This window comes from Acidisoma sp., from assembly GCF_965199065.1.
In the GTDB taxonomy this organism is placed as follows: Bacteria; Pseudomonadota; Alphaproteobacteria; order Acetobacterales; family Acetobacteraceae; genus Acidisoma.
The window spans coordinates 109,319-128,811 of record NZ_CBDAQN010000002.1; the positions used below are offsets into that span (position 1 = coordinate 109,319).

Genomic DNA, 19,493 nt, shown 5'->3' on the forward strand with positions numbered 1-19,493 from the left:
GGCCGGTCGGGGCAGCGCGTAGGCGCCGCCCCGACTTTCTGCTTCGAGGTGTATCAGTAATGGGGCGACCCGGAATTTCGACCGCTGACGATATTGATCTTCATGCGCTGCCTGCTTTCGCCGATGCCGGAGGCGTCATGCGGCTTCTACGGCGGGTCGCGGGCTGCCAGTTTCTTTTCCTCGCTCTTCTCCTCGCACCCACCCTCTGGGCACGCCTCCATGCGAAGTGGTCGCCTCCCTGGGCGCCGGTATGGGAGGGGTTCGTCCGAACCGGCGCCGTCGGCGCCCTTTGCGCCACCCTTTTTCTCGCGCTGACCGGCACGCTTGCCTGCCTCCTCCTGGCCTCCGCGCGACACCGTACCTTCCGCCACGAGGGGCTCGACACCAGCCTCGAGCGCGCTCCCGTGACCATCGCCGCCGGCTGGCCGCAGGCTATCGTCGTGCTCGCCGGAGCCGCGCTCGCGGCCTCCAGCCTGCATGTCTGGCCGCCGCTGCCGGCCCTGGCGCGCGACACCATGCCGAACTGGCCGGTCTCCGCGGCGCTCATGGTCATCCCGGCCTTCTTTTTGATGGTCCTCGAAAGCGTTGTATCGTCCACGTCGCCGGGCCGTCTGCCTGAAGTGCCGAGCCTCGCCGCGCTGCTGCGACTGCCGGTCGTCGCGCTCGCCGCCCATGCCGCGATCATCGTCGCCGGCGGGTTCGGTCTCCCTGGCGGGACATTGGCCGCCACCGTGGTCGACGTCTTCTTCTATATCGTTGCGGCCGAACTCGCGGTACGGACGGTCGCGGTCTGGTTCCTGCCGCCTCCCGTGCCGGAGCTGGCGCGCGCCTCCATCGGCAGCGCCGCAGCCTCCCTCCTGCAGCCGGGCGCGCTGCGGCCCGGCGAGATGACGCGGCGCATGCGCCGGAACTTCGGCATCGACATCAGCCGCAGCTGGGCAGTGGCCTACGCCCGCACGGCGGCGGCTCCGGTTCTGCTCGTCCTGCTGATGTTCACCTGGGGTTTGAGCGGCGTCACCCGGATCAATCTGGACCAGCGCGGCTCCTACGAGCGCTTCGGCGCACCGGTTGCCATGCTGCGGCCCGGCCTGCACGTGCTGCTCCCCTGGCCCTTCGGCCGCGTCCGCCTCGTCGAATACGGCGTCGTCCATGCGCTTCCGATCGGCGCCACGGTCAACGGCCCCACGAACTCAGGGCAGCTGCCGCAGGATGCCTCGACAGCCGACGGTCCGGCGCCGCGCAGCGCCAACAGGCTGTGGGACGAGCAACTCCGCAACGACACGTCCTACATCATCGCGAGCCAGACCGGGGACCGCCAGAGCTTCGAGACCGTCAGCGTGGTCATGACCGTGCTCTACCGGATCGGGCTTGACGACGAATCGGCGCGGCGGGCGCTCTACGGCGCCATCGATCAGGCGGCGCTCGTGCGCGCCCTGGCAGGCCGCGAACTGTCGCATTTCTTCGCCTCCCGGACCCTTCTTGCCGTTCTCGGCGAGCGCAACGAAGAGATCGCCACACAGCTGCGTGGCGCCCTCCAGGCCGATCTCGACCGCGACAGGAGCGGGCTCGAGGTCGTGGCGCTGGTCGTCGAATCCATGCATCCGCCGAGCGGCGCCGCCACCGCCTATCGCGGCGTGCAGACGGAACAGATCATCGCCTCGATGCGCTATTCCGAGGAAATGGGGCGGGCGCAGGGAACGTTGAGCGTCGCCGCCGCGGACGCGCACAACATGCGGGATTCGGCGGCAGCGGCGGCTGCTGAGCTGGTCAGCTCCGCCACCGTCGAACGCTGGCAATCGAGCGCCGATACCCTGGCCTTCCGCCACTCCGGGAACGCTTTCCTGATCGAACGCTACTTCGCCAATCTCGGTTCGGCCCTGAGCAAGGCGGCGGTGGAGATCATGGACAGCCGCCTGGGCGCCGCCACAACGCCGATCCTCGACCTGAGGCCCACCACCACCAACGGCACCGCACCGGTGGCGCCGGCCGCCAGCCAGGACAACTCGCAATGACCGCACATGACATCGCCATCGAGGATGCGACGCCGGCGACAGCGCCGCGCGGTCGGCAAGCGATCCGCATGGGTCTCGCCGCGCTCATCCTGGCGGGGGCCGTCATCGTCTCGTCCCAGATCATGGTCGCGGATGGCCAGGCCGTGGTCGTCACCCGGTTCGGCAACCCGCTGCGTGTGCTGACCCATCCGGGCCTTGCCTGGAAGGTGCCGGCGCCGGTCGACAGCACCATCGCGGTCGATCTGCGGCTGCATACGACGTCGAGCGGCCTCGAGGATGTCGGCACGCGGGACGGCCTGCGAATCCTCGTACAGACGTTCCTGGCCTGGCGCGTCGCCCCCGACGCCGCCCATATCCGCCAGTTCCTGCGGTCCACCGGCAACAACCCGGATGAGGCGGCGCGCCAGCTGCGCAGCTTCGTGGGCTCGGCGCTGCAGATCACCGCGAGCAACTTCGACCTCGCCGACCTCGTCAACACCGACCCTGGCAAGGTGAGGCTCGCTGACTTCGAGCAGCAGTTGCAGGACAATGTGGCGAAGCAGGTGCTCGAGATCTACGGCGTCCGCATCGAGCAGGTCGGCGTCCAGCGCCTCAGCCTGCCGTCCGAAACGCTGGCGGCGACGGTCGCGCGCATGCGGGCCGAGCGCGAAACGGTGGCCGCTCAACGGGCCGCCGAGGGCCTGCGGATCGCGGCTCAGATCCGGTCGGATGCGGCGCGGGATGCGCGCATCACCATCGCCAACGCGCAGTCGGACGCCGCCCAGATCGAGGCCCAGTCGCGCGAGAAGGCGGCCCAGATCTACGCCGCGAGCTACGCCCGCGATCCGCAGCTCTACATGCTCCTGCGGTCGCTCGACACCATCAACACGATCGTCGGGCCGCGGACGCGGCTCATCCTGCGCACGGATGCCGCGCCCTTCAACGTTCTGGTGCAGGGTCCGCCGATCGACTTCAAGGCCAAGGCACCGCCGCCTCCGCCGCCGGCGGGCGCGCCGCCCGGCGACGACAGGCCCGGAAGCGACAAGCTCGATGGTGGAGCCGCCTCGGTCATGGGCCTGCTCGATCCGCGGCATGGCCCGGAGGCTCCATGAGCCAGGGTAGTCCGGAGAAGGATCCGGCGCTGCGCGGACCGCTGGCGGGGTCGGTCCGGCTAGGCTTCCTCATGCTCTACGCCATGGTCTTTCTGCTGGCTGTCGGCTGGGTGACGACCAATCTGCGGCAGGTGCCGCCGGACAGCCGCGCCGTCGTCTTCCGCTTCGGCCGGGTGAACCGTGTGCAGGAGGCCGGGCTGCTCCTCGCCTGGCCAACGCCCATCGAGCAGGTGCGGCTGCTGCCCGCGTCCGACCGGCAGATCGAGTATCACGTCCAGGCGCAGCAGACCGGCTTCCAGTCGGACGAGACCGACATGCAGCTCGAACCCAATGACGACGTCATCCACCTGCAGGGCGAACGGGATCTGAACAACTCGGCCTACCTGATGACGGGCGACGGCAACGTCGTCTCACTCAATGCCACCCTGTTCTTCACCATCATCGACCCGACGGCCTATCTGCTGGTCGAGGATCATGTCCGGCCCGCCCTGCAGCGGATTTTCCTCGCGACCGCCGTATCGCTCACGGCGTCGCGCAAGCTCGACGATTTTCTCGTCGCCCAGCCCGACCAGACGGGTAGCGCCGCTGCCGACGCCGGCAACCCGAACACCCTTGCCCTGGCCGCGCGACGGCAGGCGCTGCGCAGCGACCTGGTGGCGGCGATGAACGCCCGGCTCAACAAGCTGCGCCTCGCGGGGGAGGACCTCGGCGTCGGGATCAGCCGCGTCGATCTGGTCGCGCTGCTGCCCCCGGTCGCAAAGACCGCCTTCGATGCCGTGCTGACGGCGGCGCAGATCGCCGACCAGGAGGCGGCGGCCGCCCGGACCGATGCCGCGCAGATGACCCAGGAGGCCGACCAGCAACGCGACGCTGTCCTGGCGGCGGCCTCAGCGGCGGCGGACGAGCGCATCCGTACCGCCATGTCGCAGACCGATCCGGTGGACGCCCTCGAAGCCCAGGAGACCGCGGCCAACCGCGACACGCTGCTGACCCACGCCTATCAGGACCAGATCGCGATCATCCTGCAGCATGCGGGAGAGGTGACGGCGGTCGACATGCGAGGCGGAAAACAACTCGTGCTGCCAGGACCCATGCCATGAGCGGACTTGCCCTCGGTTCCACCGACGACCGCCACACCAAAGACGACCGGCGTGCGAAGCCGGCCCGCACCTCGCTGCTGAGCCTCGGCGAACGCTGGACGCTGGCGATGCGCCTGACGCTCTCCATGTTCGCGGCCGGGCTGCTCGGCATCGCCCTGCTCTGGCGGGTGCTGTTCCCCGCCGAGGGTGGCATAGCCGAACTGGTGGCGGGACTCGCCGCGCTGCTGGTCGCGGTGCCGGTTCTCTCCGCCGCCTGGAGCAGCCTGCGCCACCCTAGCCTGCACGGCATGAGCGATCAGCTTGTGGCGCTGGCCCTGGTCGCCTGCTGGGCGACCGGCGACCTGATGACCGCGGCCATCCTGCCCATCGTCATGATCATCGGCCATGTCCTGGAGGAGCGCAGCCTGCTCGGCTCGCGCGAGGCGATCGACGCCCTCGGCCGGCTGGTGCAGAGCACCTCGATCCTGGTGCGAGAAGACGGCGCGCATGAGGAGGTGCCGACGCAGACGCTGCGTGTGGGCGACCGCATCGCGCTGCGGGCAGGGGACAGGGTGCCGGTGGACGGCATCATCCGCGAGGGCGCGGCGAGCATCGACACCGCCTCGCTGACGGGCGAGTCTGTGCCCATCGACGCGGTCGAGGGGGATGTGGTGCTGGCCGGGTCGATCGACCTCGACGGCAGCCTGCTGCTCGACGTGACCAAGGTCGGCGGCGAGACGACGCTCGGCAAGATCGTTGCCCTGATGCACCAGGCGGAGCGGGCGAAGCCGCCGGTCACCCGGCTGCTGGAGGCCTATTCCGGCCACTACATGGTGCTGATCCTGCTGGTCGCCGCCGGCGTATGGTTCGCGACCGCGAACACCGCCGCGATGCTCGCGGTGCTCGTCGCCTCCTGCCCCTGCGCGCTGGTGCTCGCGGCCCCGGCGACGGCGGTCGCGGCCATCGCCGTCGCGGCGCGTCATGGCATCCTCATCAAGAGCTCGGCCTTTCTGGAGCAGCTCGCCGAGGTCACCTCGGTCGTCGTCGACAAGACCGGAACCGTCACCACCGGGGAACTGAAGTTGATCGGCGTTCGTTTGGCCGAAGGCGTGACGGAGGAGGACGTGCTCGGCCTCGCCGCCAGCCTGGGCGGCGCCAGCAGCCACCCGGTCAGCCGTGCGTTGGCCGATGCGGCGCCGGGTGAGCTTCGCCCCCTGCTGCGCGAACCGCGCGAGGAGCGGGGTCTCGGCATGCATGCGTGGCAGGGCGACGCACCCGTCGCCATGGGACGCGCGGCGCTGCTGGCGCAGTTTGGCGCCGTGCCCGGGCCGGTGCCCGATCATGACGGGCCGATCGTCGGTCTTTGCCGGGGCAGTCGTTTCCTCGGCTGGCTCATGCTGGCGGATGAACCGCGTGCGGAGTCACGTGCCGCCATGGAGGCGCTGCGGGGCCTCGGCCTCAACCGGCAGTTGCTCCTGACCGGCGACCGGGCGCCCGTCGCCCGCCGCATCGCGGGCCTCCTCGGCATCACCGATGTCGCCGCGGAGGCGCTGCCCGAGGAGAAGATGCGCCGGGTGCTCGATGAGGTGAAGCGCGGCTTCCGTCCTCTGGTGGTGGGCGACGGCATCAACGACAGCCTGGCCCTGAAAGCCGGCGCCGTCGGCATCGCCATGGGCGCGCAGGGCACGGACGTGGCGCTCGCCTCCGCCGACCTCGTGCTGATGACGAGCGACCTTCGCCGCCTCGCGACCTGCGTCCGCCTCAGCCGCCGCTGCCGGCGGACCATCCACGTCAACGTCGTGCTCGGCCTGGGCTGGACAATCATCCTGGTCGTGCTGGCGGCCTGCGGCATGCTGGGCGCGGAGGGCGCCATCGTCGCGGCGGTCGTGCACAACTTCAGCACGCTGCTCGGCATGGCTAATTCCGGCCGGCTTCTGCGCTTCGATGAAACGGGCCTGGTGGCGCCGCGGCGGCGGGTTGTGAACCGGCGGGCCACGTCTTCCGCCGCATTGCAGGCGGCCGGGTGATGCGTGCGATCCCGCGCGCCCGTGCCTCCTGGCTGGTCGGCGGCCTGGCCATGGCAATGACGGCCGGAGTTGTCGCCGAAGCCTTGCCCGGCAGCAGCCACGCCATGAGCCAAGACGAGCCGCCCGGAGTTTTTCCGGTGACCGCCGTGGCAACGCCGGATGCGCTACCGATAGGATCATGGGCGGACGACGCCCTGAGCCGGCCCTTGTTTGCCATCGACCGGCGGCCCGATGCGGCGGCGGTTGTGCCGGAAGAGTCTCTGCCGCGCCTCGCCGGGACAATCCGCCTCACCGGCACCGCGCTCGCGATGTTCCAGCCCGTCACCGGCGACGGCCGCGCCAAGACCGTCATCGTTGGGGAGGGCGCCGATCTTTCCGGTTGGAGGGTCACCGACATCACCAGCGAGGGCGTCACCCTCATGCGCGACAACCGGATCGCGACCTTGCGGCTTAGCTACGCCAATCTTCCCATGGGGCCCCGCCATCTTGGAAAGGTTCCAACCCGGGTGCTGCATGACAAGCGAACGAGCCCGTTCCTGCAACCGTAAGCGTCGGTTTGGATGCGCGCCCAACCAGCCAGAGGCGGGCGCTGTCGGCCAACGATGCGAAGGCGAGTTGTCATCGAACCGCCACAGACATTCGGGCGCGAGGCGATAAACAGTGCCCGCATCGACGAGACGATTGTCATGATCAACCAGTTCATCAGTTGGTGGGGGCGGCAACTCCTCACTCTGCTACCCGATGCGGTGCGTGGTTCGGATGCCGATGTGGCGCGCGCCATCCTCATCACTCATGTCGCTACACCGGGCTCCTTGCCGGACACAGTCGACGTCATGTTGCCCAAAACCTCGTTTGCGGTGACGCCCGAGCGGATCGTGCTCGACGAGGACGGGCTCGCCCGGCTGCGCGCCTTGCGGGCGCGTTCCTCGCGTGCTCCCGTATGCCTTCGCCTGCGGCCCGGCAGCCTGCTGGAGCGCGACGTGGTGCTGCCGCTAGCGGTTGAGCGGTCCCTGGACCGCGTCCTGCAATACGAGATGAACCGGCTCACGCCGTTCGCCGCCGCCGAGACCATCTGGGGGTGGACGATCACCCGCCGCGACCGCACCCAGGCGCGGCTTCACCTTCGCCTGACGCTCGGGGCACGCGCCCCGATCGCAGCGACCCTCGCCGGGTTAGCCGCGGCGGGGAGCAGCCCGGCCTTGCTCGAGGCCGCATCCCGCACGGGGGGCGCCGGCGGCGAGGGCTGGAGGCGCATCGACCTCTCCGGCCAGCGCGAGACGCAGGTGGGCACGGCGCCGATGCTGCGCGTGGGGCTCGTCGCCTGTGGCGTTCTGCTGGTGGCGCTCATGGCCACGCCGTTCGTCAGGCAGTCCCTCACGATGATGTCGATCGAGACCAGGATCGCGGCGCTCAGCCCTGCGGTCGCCGAAGCCGCCCGGCTGCGCAGCGGCATCGAGGCTCGCGCCGCCGGCGGCAGCGTGCTTGCGGCCGCCCGCGCGCAGGTAGGCGACCCGCTGCGCGCCATCGCGGCCGTCACCGATGCGCTGCCGGACGATAGCTGGCTGACGGATTTCGTGCTCCAGCAGCGCCGGCTGCGGATCGACGGCCAATCCCGCGCAGCGGTGCAGTTGATCGCGCGCCTTGCCGCCAATCCGGCGACGCTCGACCCTGCCTTCGCGGCCCCGGTCACGCGCGACGACAGCGGGCACGCCGACATCTTCTCGATCAGCGCCGAACTCGCGCCATGAGCGGCAAGAGCGGTGACCTCCTGCCCGAGGGGCGGCGTGGACAGTGGCTCGCGGTCGGCCTCGTCGTCATCGTGGCTGCCGTCGTCTGGCTCGGCGTCGCGTCGCCGCTGATCGGCTGGTACGACGCCCGGCAGGTGGATATCGCCAACCGCCGGGCCTTGCTGGACGATATGGCATCTCGCGCCCGTGCGCTGCCGGCGCTGCGGCAATTGGCGCGCGCGAGCCGCCCGGACGCGGCTCCCAAGGCGACCTTGCTGACCGGCGGCACCGACGCCATCGCCGCCGCGGCGTTGCAGGGCCTGATCCAGGACATGGCGACGGCGGCCGGCGCCACCCTCGCCAGCGAGGAGGTCCTGCCCGCCGTTCAGCAGGGTGGGTTTCGGCAGATTGATTTGCGGATTGCGCTGACCGCCCGCTGGCCGGTTCTCGTCCAGCTGCTTCAGGAGATCGATGCGAGTGACTTGCGGCTTTTGGTGGACGACCTCGAATTTCATGCCGTGGACGACGCTGCAACGGGCAGCGGAGGGCCAGGCGGCCACCCGCCTCTGGCCGCGAGCTTCGTCGTGATGGCCTTTCGTGCCGGAAGCGGCGACCGTGCCGGCGATCTTCAGACACAGGCCTATGAGTTTGGCCGGTGATCCGGCGCTCGAACGCGGACACTGACGCGGCCGGCACTCGGCGGCGTACGGCATCCGGCCTCCTGGCGCTCGTCTTTCTTGCTGGCTGTGTGCGCCAGGAACCGCCGCCGCCCCTGGAGCCTCTGCCGGCGGTCGCCACCACTGCGGGCGAGGCCTCTCCTCGCATCAACGGCGACATCGGCAGCACGTCCTCGATTGGTCGTCCGACGGTGAGCTATGGCGCGGGCGTCGTGGCGGGCGAGGGGGGCGGCCAAGCGTCGCCGGGCGGCGCAGGTGGTGCGATCAACGATGGCGGGGGCGCCACGCTCAACTTCGAGGATGCCGACATCCGTGCCGTCGTCGCGCAGATTCTCGGCGCCATCCTGCATGTCAACTACACGATTGATCCCGCCGTGCATGGGACGGCGACCCTGCACAGCTCCGTGCCGATCACGAACGACCAGCTCATTCCTACCTTGCAGGTGTTGCTTGCGCAGGCCGGCGCGACCTTGCTCACCACAGGGCCGCTCTATCGCATCGTACCGGCAGGCGGCGCGCAGCCGGGCGGTCTTGCCGCTTCCCCGAACGACGGCGGCGGCCAAGTCATCAACCTGCAATACGCCTCGGCCGCGGATGTGGCGCGGGTTCTGCAGCCCTTTGTCACTCAGGGCACCCGGCTCGCGGCCGTTCCGGGCAGCAATGCGCTTGTCCTCTCGGGCGATCCCAACTCGCGGGAGGCGCTGACGGGCCTCATCTCGGCGCTGGACGTGGACAGCCTCTCCGGTCAGTCGCTGGCGCTGTTCCCGGTCGACGAGGGCGATGCGAAAGACGTGGCGACCGCCTTGCAGCAGGCACTGAACGGCGGCAGCGGTTCTGCGACGGGCCAGGGACCGAGCGGCGGCAGCGGTGCTGCCCAGGTCATTCCCATGGAGCGTATTAACACCGTGCTCGTCGCCGCCGCGGAACCGCGGACCATCGCGCAGGCGCAGAGGATCTTCGCCATGATCGAGCGCGGCCAGCAGAATTCGGTGCGGCGCTGGACCGTGTACTATCTGCAGAACGGCCAGAGCAACGATGTTGCCTACATACTGCAGCAGGCCTTCACGCCCGACCACGTGACGGCGCAACCGACGGCCACGGCCCAGCTCAAGTCATCTCCGGGTGAGAGTGGGGGCGGCGGCTCTTCCGGCGGCGGCATCTCGAGCATCGGCCAAGGCGGCGCGGGCGACAATGGCGTCGGCGGCATAGGCGGCGGCAGCTTGGGTGGCCTCGGCAGCACCGGCGGCGGGCTTGGCAGCACACCTGCCTCCAGCACCGTCAGCAGCGGCGCGGCGAGCACGGCTAATCCGCTGCTCGGCGGTCTGGATGCGAGTGGCGGCGCCCTGACCTCGTCCAATCCGAACGAGATGCGGATCGTGCCGGACTCCATCAACAACTCCCTGTTGATCTACGGCACGCCGCAGGAGACCGCGACGGTGATGGCGACGCTGCGCAAGATCGACATCATCCCCCTGCAGGTGCGTATCGACGCCGTTATTGCAGAGGTCGAGCTTAACGACGCGCTGCAGTATGGCACGCAGTTCTTCTTCAAGTCGGGCGGCCTGAACGGAACGCTGGCTCAGGTGTTCAACGCCACCAACAGCTTCGGCGGCTATTTCCTCGCCGGCAGCAACGCCTCGCAGGTGGCGCTCAACCTGCTCCAGGCCGTCAGCACCGTCCATGTGCTGTCATCGCCGGAACTCATGGTGCTCGACAATCAGCCGGCGCGGCTCGAGGTCGGCGACCTCGTCCCCTACCTCACGCAGCAGGCGCAGAGCACGCTGACGAGCAACACGGATGTCATCAACTCCGTGGCCTATGAGCAGACCGGTGTCATTCTGGAGGTCACGCCGCGCGTCAGCAGTGAGGGGCTGGTGACGCTCGATATCGCCCAGGAGGTCAGCAACGTGAACACGGCCGCCAGCACGACGATCAGCAACGGCGGCATAACATCGCCCACCTTCTCTCAGCGCGATGTCGAATCCCGTGTGGTGGTGCAGGACGGCCAGACGATCGGTCTCGCCGGGCTGATCCAGGACAGCGTCACCAAAAGCAACCAGGGCGTTCCGTTCCTGAAGGATGTGCCGGTGATCGGGGCGTTGTTCGGTCAGCAGAGCAACACCCGCACGCGGGACGAGCTTCTCGTGCTGATTACCCCGCACGTCGTGCATGACCAGCGCGATGCCCTCGCCTTCACGGAGGACCTGCGCGAGCAGCTGCCTTCGGCGGCGGCCACTCCGCAGTATCTGCACAACCTGCCGATCAGTGGCTCGGACGATCCCGGCGCGCCGCTCATCCGGCATCTCGGCGGGCCCCAGTGACCGGTGACCGCAAGAAGGACCGCAGGCAGGCCGGTTTTGCCCTGCTCATCGTGATCTGGTCGCTCGTCCTGGTGTCGTTCATTCTCGCCCACGTGCTGTCGGCAGGGCGCAGCGAGGTTGAGCTTGCCCGCAACCTCCGGGCCGCGGCCGAGGCCGAACCGGTGGCCGACGGCGCTGTGCAGAACACGATCTTCCATTTGCTGGATCGGTCGCCCCAGCATTGGCCGCTGCAGGGGCGGCATATCGTCGCCCTGCCGGGCGGTGTCGCGGATGTCCGTATCGAGAATGTCGCGGGCAGGATCGACCCGAATGCCGCGGATGCGGGCCTGCTCGACGCCGCGCTGACCCTGTGCGGCGTCTCCGGGAACACAATGGCGAGCCTCGTGCAGGCGATCATGGCCTGGCGCGCGCCGCCGGGCGAGGCGGGCGGCAACGCTGGCGCTGAATACGAGGCGGCGGGGCTAGGTTATGCCCCGCCCGGCGCGCCGTTCGAAACGAGCGGCGAGATCGGTCTCGTGATTGGGATGACGCCGGCCCTGAGGGCCTGCCTGCTGCCGCACATCTCGGTCTTTCAGGAGAACGAGACGCCGTCTCCACAGGCGGCCGATCCCTTCGTGATGCGCGCCCTGACCCTCGATGCCGAACAGACTGGCGACAGCAACCTGCTGACCCCGGATCAAGCTGGAGATGACGCGGGAGGTGACCCGACCGTAACCATCACCGCCGTCGCCATGGGGCGTGGTGGCGGTCATTTCACCCGCCGCGCCACCATCCGTCTCGTTCCGGGCCGGCGCGGGCGCCCGTTCCGCGTGTTGAACTGGCAATCGCTCTGAGGGCCGGCTGATATGGTGACCACGTCGCATCAGAACCGTGCCGCCCCTGAAGACTCGGTTTCTCCGCTGAATGGGTTGATCGATCTCCTGGTGCGGGATGGCCATTGCGACAGCAAGGCAGTGGAGCGCGGGCGTCGCGTGGCGCAGGAAAGCGGGCAGCGGCTCGACACGGTGCTGAGCCAACTCGGCCTGGTGACGGAACGAAGCCTTGCCGGCGCCTACGGACGTCTGCTCGACCTGCCGACACTTGCAGCCACCGGCTATCCCGCCGAGCCGCTGTTCCCGGATGCGCTGTCGGTTCCCTTCCTGCGGGCAGCGCGTGCGATGCCCGTTGCGCAGGACGGCGACACCCTGGTGCTTGCCGTCGCTGACCCCCTGGATGTTTTCACGCCGGAAGCCGTGGCCGCCGCGACGGGGCAGGAGGTGCGTCTCGTCATCGCCCTGCCCGTGGAACTCGAAGCCGCCTTCGAGCGGCTCTATCCCAGCAGCGACGCGAAACCCGAGGATGCGGCGGGAGGTTCGACCCCGCTCGAGGACGATGCCGAGCGGCTGCGGGATATCGCGAGCGACGCGCCCGTCGTCCGGCTCGTCAACCAGCTTATCTGGCGCGCGGTCGAGACGCAGGCGAGCGACATCCACATCGAGCCGTTCGAGGACCGTCTGCGCGTGCGCTATCGTTTTGATGGCGTGCTACATGAGGTGGAGAGCCCGCCCGCGCAGATGGCGGCGGCGATCACCTCGCGCATCAAGATCATGGCGCATCTCGACATCGCCGAGCGCCGTCTGCCGCAGGACGGGCGCATCCGCCTCGCCGTGCGCGGGCAGGACGTGGATTTCCGCGTCTCGACCGCGCCGTCCCTGCATGGCGAAAGCGTCGTGCTGCGCGTGCTCGACCGCACCGCTGTCGCCTTCGACTACGCGCGGCTCGGTCTCGCGCCGGCCATCATCCGGCAGTTCGGCGACACGCTGAACCTGCCGAACGGCATCGTGCTGGTCACGGGACCGACCGGCAGCGGCAAGACGACGACCCTCTATACCGGTTTGCTCGGCCTCAACTCGGTGACGCGCAAGGTCGTCACCATCGAGGACCCGATCGAGTTCCAGCTCACCGGCATCAACCAGATCCAGGTTCGCCCGCAGATCGGGCTGAACTTCGCGACCCTGCTGCGCTCTATCCTGCGCCAGGACCCCGACGTCATCATGGTCGGCGAGATCCGCGACATCGAGACGGCGCAGATCGCCGTGCAGGCTGCGTTGACCGGGCATCTCGTGCTTTCGACGCTGCATACGAATTCGGCCGCCGCCACGGTCACACGTCTGCGCGACATGGGGCTGGAGGACTACCTGATGACGGCGGTGCTGCGCGGCGTGCTCGCGCAACGCCTGGTGCGCCGCCTGTGCCCCGAATGCCGCCGCGCGTCCGAACCGCCTGCGGAGCTGGTGCGCCGCTTCCGCCTCGACCGCGGCGGTGAGGCGCGCCCGACGCTCTGGCACCCCGTCGGCTGCGAGCAATGCCGCCGCACCGGCTACCGTGGCCGGCTCGCGATCTCCGAATTTCTCGTGCCGGACGAGGCGGTGGAGCGGCTGATCTTCGCGCGCGCCGATCATGCCCAGGTCGAGCGCGCGGCGGTCGAGGCCGGCATGCAGACGATGTTCGAGGCCGGCATCGACGCGGCCCTCGCCGGCACGACGACGATCGAGGAAGTGGTCCGCAGCATACGGGTCGAAGGCTGATGCCCGCCTTCCGCTACACGGCGATCGGCGCCGGCGGCAAGCTCAGCGAGGGCGTGCTGGATGTCGCCGACGAGATGGCGCTCGTCGAGCATCTGCGCCGCCAGGGCAGCATCCTCATGCGGGCGGAGCCGGATGGCCGCCGCCGGCTCGCGGCCCTCGACATCGACATCTTCCGCCGGGACGGCCTGCGCCCCCAGGAAGCCGCCGACATCACGCGGGAACTCGCCGTCATGCTCGGCGCTGGGCAGGATCTCGACCGCGCGCTGCGCTTTCTCGTCGAGACGGCGTCCAACGCGCGCCTCCGCCGGCTTCTGGGCGACATCCGCGACACGGTGCGCGACGGCAACACGCTGGCCGTTGCGCTATCAAAGCACCCGCGCAGCTTCTCGCGGCTTTATGTCGGTCTGGTGCGGGCCGGCGAGGCGGGCGGCGCGCTTTCGCAGACATTGGAGCGGCTGGCGACGTTGCTGGAGCGGGAACGCGCGCTTGCCTCCACCATCACCTCGGCGTTGATCTATCCCTCGGTCCTCATGCTGGCCGCCATCGGCTCCGTTGTGCTCCTGCTGACGGATGTGCTGCCGCAATTCGTGCCGCTGTTCTCGGACAACGGCGCGACGCTGCCGTTTTCAACGCAGATGATGATCGGCGCCGGCAGCATCATCGGCCGCTGGGGCCTGGCCGCGCTGGGTGTTCTCGCCCTCGTCCTGTTCGCGTTGAGCCGCTGGCTGCGGCAACCCGGGCCGCGCCTCGCCTTCGACCGGCTGCGCCTCAGGCTGCCGCTGTTCGGCGGCCTCGCGCGCGAAGTCATGGCGGCGCGCTTCACCCGCACGCTCGGCACGTTGCTGATCAACGGCATGCCGCTGATCACGGCGCTCGACATCGTGCGTGAGACCATGGGCAACACGGCGGGCGCGGAGGCGTTGGAGAGCGCCGCTGTCGGCGCCCGCGGGGGTGCGGGGCTCGCCCGGCCGCTCTCCGTCTCGGGCCTGTTCCCGGAGCGGACGATCCACCTGCTCCAGCTCGGCGAGGAGACCGCGCAACTCGGCGCGATGGCCCTGCGCGCGGCGGAGATCCATGAGGAGAAGACGCGCCTCGCGGTGCAGCGCATGGTGTCGTTGCTGACGCCCGCCATCACCATCGCGATGGGCGGGATGATCGCGGCCATCGTCGCCTCGCTCGTGCAGGCCATGCTCGGGCTGAACGATCTTGCGCACTGACCGCGCGGCCGAAGCCGGATTTACGCTGATCGAGATTCTTGTGGTTCTGGTCATCCTCAGCCTCACCGTCGTTCTGGTGATGGCGCGCGGACCGGCGCGCAATGCCGGGCTGGAGGCGCGGGCCGCGGCGAGCGAGGTCGTGCAGACGCTGCGCGTCGGTCGCAGCCGCGCCATCGCGGAGGATCGCCCGGTGGCGGTGATGCTCGACCTGCCCGCCCATCGTGTGGCGCTGGATGGAGTGCCGCGCGCGGTGCTCCCGGCCTGGATTCCGCTGACGGCCCGCATGGCGGATGGCACCGAACCGCGCCGTGCGGTGTTCGATTTCGCGCCGGACGGGAGCGCCACGGGCGGCATCGTCGTCCTTGGGAGGCCGGGCCGGCGCTTCCTGGTGTCCGTGGACTGGCTGACCGGGCGCGTCGATATCGCCGATGCGCGGTAGTCCCCGCAGCGCCGATGGCTTCACCCTCATCGAGGTGCTGGTGGCCTTCATCATTGCAGGGCTGGCGCTCGCCGTTCTCGTACATGCGGGCGTCGAAGGGTTGCGGGCGAGCAGCCTCTCGGCCCGGTATCAGGAGGCGCTGGCTCGCGCGCAGTCGCATCTTGCCGCGGCCGTCGATGCGTCCCAGCCGGGCGACCGTCAGGGCGACGAGGGCGACGGCTTCCACTGGCACGTCCGCACCGTGCCGCTCTCGCATATCACGACCTCCAACGGTCCGGCGACGCTGCTCGGCGTGAGTGTCGCCATCTCCTGGGGGCCGCCGCCGGGCCGCAGCGTGAAACTCGACACCGAGCAGGTCGCCGGCGGCAATCTGGGCGCCGCGCCATGAGCGCCCCCCGCAGCGCGAACCACCGAAGCGCCGGTTTCACGCTGATGGAGACCCTGGTGTCTCTCATCGTGCTCGGCTTCATCATTGGCGGGCTGGCCCAGGGGATGCGCTTCGGCGTGGACGTCTGGGACCGGCAGGTGCGTATGGTCGACCGCGATAGCGCGCTCGATACCACCAACCGCATCCTGCGAATGCTGCTTTCGCGCATGGCCGCGGGGGTCGATCCGCGTGTGCCCGTGGTCGACGGCGACGCTTTCCGGCTGAACTTCACAGCCGAGCTGCCGGTGAACGCGCCGTCCTCTCCGACGCGCCTCGCCGATCTGACGTTGTCGGAGAGCCAGGACGGCGCGTTCGTGCTGCAATGGACGCCGCACCTGCATGCGCGCCGGCTGACGCCCCCGGTGATGCGGGAGACTGTCCTGCTGGCCGGCGTGCGCCAGGTCCGCTTTTCCTATTTTCGCGAGCAGACGGCGCATGCGGCGGCCGGCTGGACGACCAGCTGGCGGAGCGCCAACCCGCCGGGTCTCGTGCGTGTTCACATCGACTTCCACGATGCGACCAAGCGTTGGCCGGACGTGATTGTCGCCCCGATGTGCGAGGCCAACACGGATTGAAGAGCGAAGGAACGAACAGATGGTGACATGTCTTGTCTCGCGGCGGCGGGTGCTCGATCTCGGTGTCGGCGCTGCCGCCACGGCCATGATCTCTGAAGGTGCCGAGGCGGCGGCGGGTGCGACTGCGGGTGCTCAGCCCGGGGACGCGCTGGTAACAGTCGGTGATGCCGCACATAAGCCGCTGACACCGGGCGCCGTGCGGCGGGGCGCGCCGCCCAGGCTCACCTGGCCCATGGACCCGAAAACTGGATTGGTCCGGAGTGGCGCGAAGTTCAACCAGGTGCTGCTGCTCCGCCTGATGGGCGATCGTGATGAGGCGCATGGCGGCCCGCTCGTCGCCTTCTCGGCTGTCTGCACCCATGCGGGATGCATCGTCTCGGCTTGGCGGGCGGCGGATAGGCTGCTGCTTTGTCCTTGCCACGGCTCTCAATACGACCCGGCGCGCGCCGCGGCGGTTGTCGCAGGTCCGGCGCCGCTGCCGTTGCCGAACCTGCCGCTCGCGGTGGTCGATGGGCGCGTGACGGTCGCGGGCGCATTCTCCGCGCCGCCCGGGGGCCACACGGGCCGTACCGACTGAGGCCTGGAAACGAGTGGCGCGGCTTCCGATCTCCACCGGATGACATCATCCGCCACCCTTCCTGAAACCTTGGCCGCGCCATCGGCGGGCAATCGGCTGTGGGCGCCCAAGCGCCTGCTGGTTACGCCATCTGCGCTTGCCTGGCCGTATGGCGTCGCGGTGGCGGAGCGGGTGGCCAAGCTCGGCGCCGAGGTGGTCCAGCTGCGGTCCGATCGGCTGATCGGGCTGCCCGACACCTACCGCGACGCCAAGACGACGATGGCCCTCGTCACCGCTTCGCCAAGCCGGCGCCGCCTGCAGCCGATCCCGCCCTCTGCCGACTGGCGGTTCGACCTCGCCGAGGGCTGCCCTGCCCACTGCCAGTATTGCTACCTCGCCGGCTCGCTTGCCGGGCCGCCGATTGTGCGCGTCTATGCCAATCTGCCCGAGATCCTGGCGGAGCTGGCCCCGGCGCTGGGCCAGGGCGGCGTCACCTCAGTGTCGGCGGCACGGGCGGCGGAGGGGACAACGTACGAGTGCTCCTGCTACACGGACCCGCTGGCGCTCGAGCACCTGACAGGCGCCTTGGCCACCTGCATCCGGCACTTCGGCGCCTGGGATGCGGCGGTGCAGCTGAGGTTCACCACCAAGTTCGATGCTGTGGAGCCGCTGCTCGCCCTGCCGCACAGGGGAAAGACACGCGTCCGGTTTTCCCTGAACGCGGTGGCGGCGGAGCGCCTGGAAGGGGGTGCCCCCCGCATGGATCGGCGGCTACGTGCACTGCGGTCGATGGCCCAGGCGGGCTACAAGGTCGGCCTAACCATCGCGCCGATCCTGCGCCTGCCGGACTGGCGGACTGCCTACGACGAGTTGATAGCCGACATCGCCATCATGCTGGGTGACCTGCCAAACCTGGACCTGACGGCGGAACTCATCACCCACCGGTTCACGCCCAAATCCAAAGGGGTGCTGGAGGACTGGTATCCCGGCAGCAAGCTTGAAATGGACGAGGCGCTCCGCACCCGCAAGCTGACCAAGTTCGGCTCGACGAAGTGGGTCTTTCCGAAGGAGCAGATGGCCCAGCTTCGCGGCGCGCTGGAGGCCAGCCTGGCGCAGCGTCTGCCCGCCGCACGCGTGCTGTACTGGACCTGACCGGACGTTGCGCGTCGCTTCGTGTCCGAAGCTTCATATATTCGATCCTTACGCCGGGCGAAGGGAAGGCGCATAAGACGCGGCCCTGAACGGAGCGCCCGATGTCGGCGACAGAAATGCAGCGTGCGACCAAGTCCGACGACGGCGGCTGGGGTCGCAAGCTCAGCCCCTACCGCAAGCCGAAGACGCTGCGAGGCCTGACCGAGTTGGCGATTACCGCCATCCCATTCACCGCCCTGTGGCTGGCGATAGCGGTTTCGATCCACTTCGGGCTCTACTGGCTCTACGCGCTTCTTGTCTTCCCGGCCGCCGGGTTGCTTGTTCGTCTTTTCATGATCCAGCACGACTGCGGGCACGACTCCTTCTTCCCGAGCCGCCAGGGCAACGCCTGGGTCGGCCGTGCCATCTCCATTCTCACGCTGATGCCCTACGACCAGTGGCGGCGCGCCCATGCCGTCCACCACGCGACTGCCGGTAATCTCGACCGCCGCGGGATCGGCGACGTGACGACGCTGACGGTCGACGAGTATCTGGCGCGGTCCTTCTGGGGCCGGCTCGGCTATCGCCTCTACCGTCATCCGGCGGTGATGTTCGGCATCGGGCCGATGTGGCTTTTCCTCCTGCAGAGCCGCCTGCCGGTCGGCTTCATGCGGCGCGGCTGGAAGCCGTGGCTCAGCGTCATGGGCACCAACCTCGGGATCGCCTTGGCCGTCGGGCTGTTGATCTGGACGATCGGCCTCTGGGCGTTCCTGATGATCCATCTCCCCATCGTGCTGCTCGGCGCGACGGCGGGCGTATGGCTGTTCTATGTCCAACACCAATTCGAAGAGACGCACTGGGCCGAGGATTCCGACTGGACCATTCAGGATGCGGCCCTGCAGGGCAGCTCTCACTATGACCTGCCTTGGGGGCTGCGCTGGATGACCGCCAATATCGGCGTTCATCATGTGCATCACCTCGCAAGCCGCATCCCGTTCTACCGCCTGCCGGAGGTTCTGAACGACTACCCCGAGTTGCGCGGACGCGGGCGCTTGACGTTGTGGAAGAGCCTCAGCTGCGTCGGTCTTGTGCTCTGGGACGACGAGACGCGCCGGCTGATATCCTTCGCGGACCTCCGCAAGCTTCAACAGGCAAGGTCGGCCTAACTCAGCGATCGAGTGAGACTTCGGGGTCCTGCTTTTCGAACCAGGCCTCGTGCTCCCCGAGGCGAACGCACGAACGGCGGCTCCCGCGGATTTCTACCGCCCTGTGCCAATCCCTAAGTTCAGCCTTAGCACTGTTTAAGTGTCCGCTCGTTGTGCCTTGCCTTAAGGCGATGGTCACCCGCGCAGTAGTAGGATCACTACGTGGCATCTGGCTGCGCCAGTACGGGAAGCATACCAAGCCACCGTAGTGCCGCGGCGATAAGGACTTCCGAAATGTGCGGTATCGCTGGCGTGTTTTCAAATGCAGCGAACCGTTCTGATGGGGAGGTCGATCTATCTTCTGCCCTCATCCGACTGGCCCGTCGTGGACCTGACGGACAGGGGGTCAGCCGAGGTCTTGGCTGGGCCTTGGGGCATCGCCGCTTGGCGATCATCGACCTTGAAGGCGGGGCGCAGCCCTACGAGGACCGTGCCGGCTGTG

The 19,493-nt window shown here is 68.9% G+C and carries 17 protein-coding genes and 1 pseudogene; all 18 read left to right on the plus strand.

The genetic code is table 11. The features are described 5' to 3' along the window. Nucleotides 1-137: 137 nt before the first annotated feature. Nucleotides 138-2,012 carry an SPFH domain-containing protein gene (locus ACOEQ1_RS08110; protein ID WP_419758761.1) on the plus strand — a complete coding sequence of 625 codons (1,875 nt, stop codon included), beginning with the start codon at nucleotides 138-140 and terminating at the stop codon, nucleotides 2,010-2,012. Further along, the gene (gene hflC / locus ACOEQ1_RS08115) at nucleotides 2,009-3,103 is read left to right on the plus strand and encodes a protease modulator HflC (RefSeq protein WP_419758762.1); all 1,095 of its coding nucleotides are present in this window, start codon (nucleotides 2,009-2,011) and stop codon (nucleotides 3,101-3,103) included. The genes ACOEQ1_RS08110 and hflC overlap by 4 nt, the downstream gene beginning before the upstream one ends. Continuing rightward, nucleotides 3,100-4,203 (plus strand): SPFH domain-containing protein, encoded by a 1,104-nt coding sequence (locus ACOEQ1_RS08120; RefSeq protein WP_419758763.1) that lies wholly within the window; start codon nucleotides 3,100-3,102, stop codon nucleotides 4,201-4,203. The genes hflC and ACOEQ1_RS08120 overlap by 4 nt, the downstream gene beginning before the upstream one ends. Continuing rightward, nucleotides 4,200-6,209: a heavy metal translocating P-type ATPase gene (locus ACOEQ1_RS08125; RefSeq protein WP_419758764.1), complete on the plus strand. Its 2,010-nt coding sequence runs from the start codon at nucleotides 4,200-4,202 to the stop codon at nucleotides 6,207-6,209. The genes ACOEQ1_RS08120 and ACOEQ1_RS08125 overlap by 4 nt, the downstream gene beginning before the upstream one ends. Continuing rightward, nucleotides 6,209-6,757, plus strand: coding sequence for a hypothetical protein (locus tag ACOEQ1_RS08130; protein ID WP_419758765.1), 549 nt, complete (start codon nucleotides 6,209-6,211; stop codon nucleotides 6,755-6,757). The genes ACOEQ1_RS08125 and ACOEQ1_RS08130 overlap by 1 nt, the downstream gene beginning before the upstream one ends. Nucleotides 6,758-6,811: 54 nt before the next feature. Then, nucleotides 6,812-7,957 carry a PilN domain-containing protein gene (locus tag ACOEQ1_RS08135; protein ID WP_419758766.1) on the plus strand — a complete coding sequence of 382 codons (1,146 nt, stop codon included), beginning with the start codon at nucleotides 6,812-6,814 and terminating at the stop codon, nucleotides 7,955-7,957. Further along, nucleotides 7,954-8,595 carry a type II secretion system protein GspM gene (gene gspM / locus ACOEQ1_RS08140; RefSeq protein WP_419758767.1) on the plus strand — a complete coding sequence of 214 codons (642 nt, stop codon included), beginning with the start codon at nucleotides 7,954-7,956 and terminating at the stop codon, nucleotides 8,593-8,595. Before ACOEQ1_RS08135 ends, gspM begins: the two co-directional genes overlap by 4 nt. Then, on the plus strand, nucleotides 8,592-10,934 hold the full coding sequence (gspD, locus tag ACOEQ1_RS08145) for a type II secretion system secretin GspD (RefSeq protein WP_419758768.1): 2,343 nt from the start codon (nucleotides 8,592-8,594) through the stop codon (nucleotides 10,932-10,934). Before gspM ends, gspD begins: the two co-directional genes overlap by 4 nt. Continuing rightward, entirely contained in the window at nucleotides 10,931-11,767 is an 837-nt protein-coding gene (locus tag ACOEQ1_RS08150) for a general secretion pathway protein GspK (protein ID WP_419758769.1), read from the plus strand. The genes gspD and ACOEQ1_RS08150 overlap by 4 nt, the downstream gene beginning before the upstream one ends. A gap of 12 nt (nucleotides 11,768-11,779) precedes the next feature. Next, nucleotides 11,780-13,501 carry a GspE/PulE family protein gene (locus ACOEQ1_RS08155; protein WP_419758770.1) on the plus strand — a complete coding sequence of 574 codons (1,722 nt, stop codon included), beginning with the start codon at nucleotides 11,780-11,782 and terminating at the stop codon, nucleotides 13,499-13,501. Next, nucleotides 13,501-14,718 carry a type II secretion system F family protein gene (locus tag ACOEQ1_RS08160; RefSeq protein WP_419758771.1) on the plus strand — a complete coding sequence of 406 codons (1,218 nt, stop codon included), beginning with the start codon at nucleotides 13,501-13,503 and terminating at the stop codon, nucleotides 14,716-14,718. Before ACOEQ1_RS08155 ends, ACOEQ1_RS08160 begins: the two co-directional genes overlap by 1 nt. After that, nucleotides 14,708-15,157: a pilus assembly FimT family protein gene (locus tag ACOEQ1_RS08165; protein ID WP_419758772.1), complete on the plus strand. Its 450-nt coding sequence runs from the start codon at nucleotides 14,708-14,710 to the stop codon at nucleotides 15,155-15,157. The genes ACOEQ1_RS08160 and ACOEQ1_RS08165 overlap by 11 nt, the downstream gene beginning before the upstream one ends. Further along, nucleotides 15,147-15,545 (plus strand): type II secretion system protein, encoded by a 399-nt coding sequence (locus ACOEQ1_RS08170; RefSeq protein WP_419758773.1) that lies wholly within the window; start codon nucleotides 15,147-15,149, stop codon nucleotides 15,543-15,545. The genes ACOEQ1_RS08165 and ACOEQ1_RS08170 overlap by 11 nt, the downstream gene beginning before the upstream one ends. Further along, nucleotides 15,542-16,159 (plus strand): prepilin-type N-terminal cleavage/methylation domain-containing protein, encoded by a 618-nt coding sequence (locus ACOEQ1_RS08175; protein WP_419758774.1) that lies wholly within the window; start codon nucleotides 15,542-15,544, stop codon nucleotides 16,157-16,159. The genes ACOEQ1_RS08170 and ACOEQ1_RS08175 overlap by 4 nt, the downstream gene beginning before the upstream one ends. A gap of 19 nt (nucleotides 16,160-16,178) precedes the next feature. Then, on the plus strand, nucleotides 16,179-16,736 hold the full coding sequence (locus ACOEQ1_RS08180) for a ubiquinol-cytochrome c reductase iron-sulfur subunit (RefSeq protein ID WP_419758775.1): 558 nt from the start codon (nucleotides 16,179-16,181) through the stop codon (nucleotides 16,734-16,736). A 39-nt stretch (nucleotides 16,737-16,775) separates the two neighbouring features. Further along, nucleotides 16,776-17,867 (plus strand): radical SAM protein, encoded by a 1,092-nt coding sequence (locus ACOEQ1_RS08185; RefSeq protein WP_419758776.1) that lies wholly within the window; start codon nucleotides 16,776-16,778, stop codon nucleotides 17,865-17,867. Between the two features lie 101 nt (nucleotides 17,868-17,968). Beyond that, the gene (locus ACOEQ1_RS08190) at nucleotides 17,969-19,012 is read left to right on the plus strand and encodes a fatty acid desaturase (protein WP_419758777.1); all 1,044 of its coding nucleotides are present in this window, start codon (nucleotides 17,969-17,971) and stop codon (nucleotides 19,010-19,012) included. A 273-nt stretch (nucleotides 19,013-19,285) separates the two neighbouring features. Further along, a pseudogene (locus ACOEQ1_RS08195) lies at nucleotides 19,286-19,493 on the plus strand (asparagine synthetase B); the annotation flags it as partial.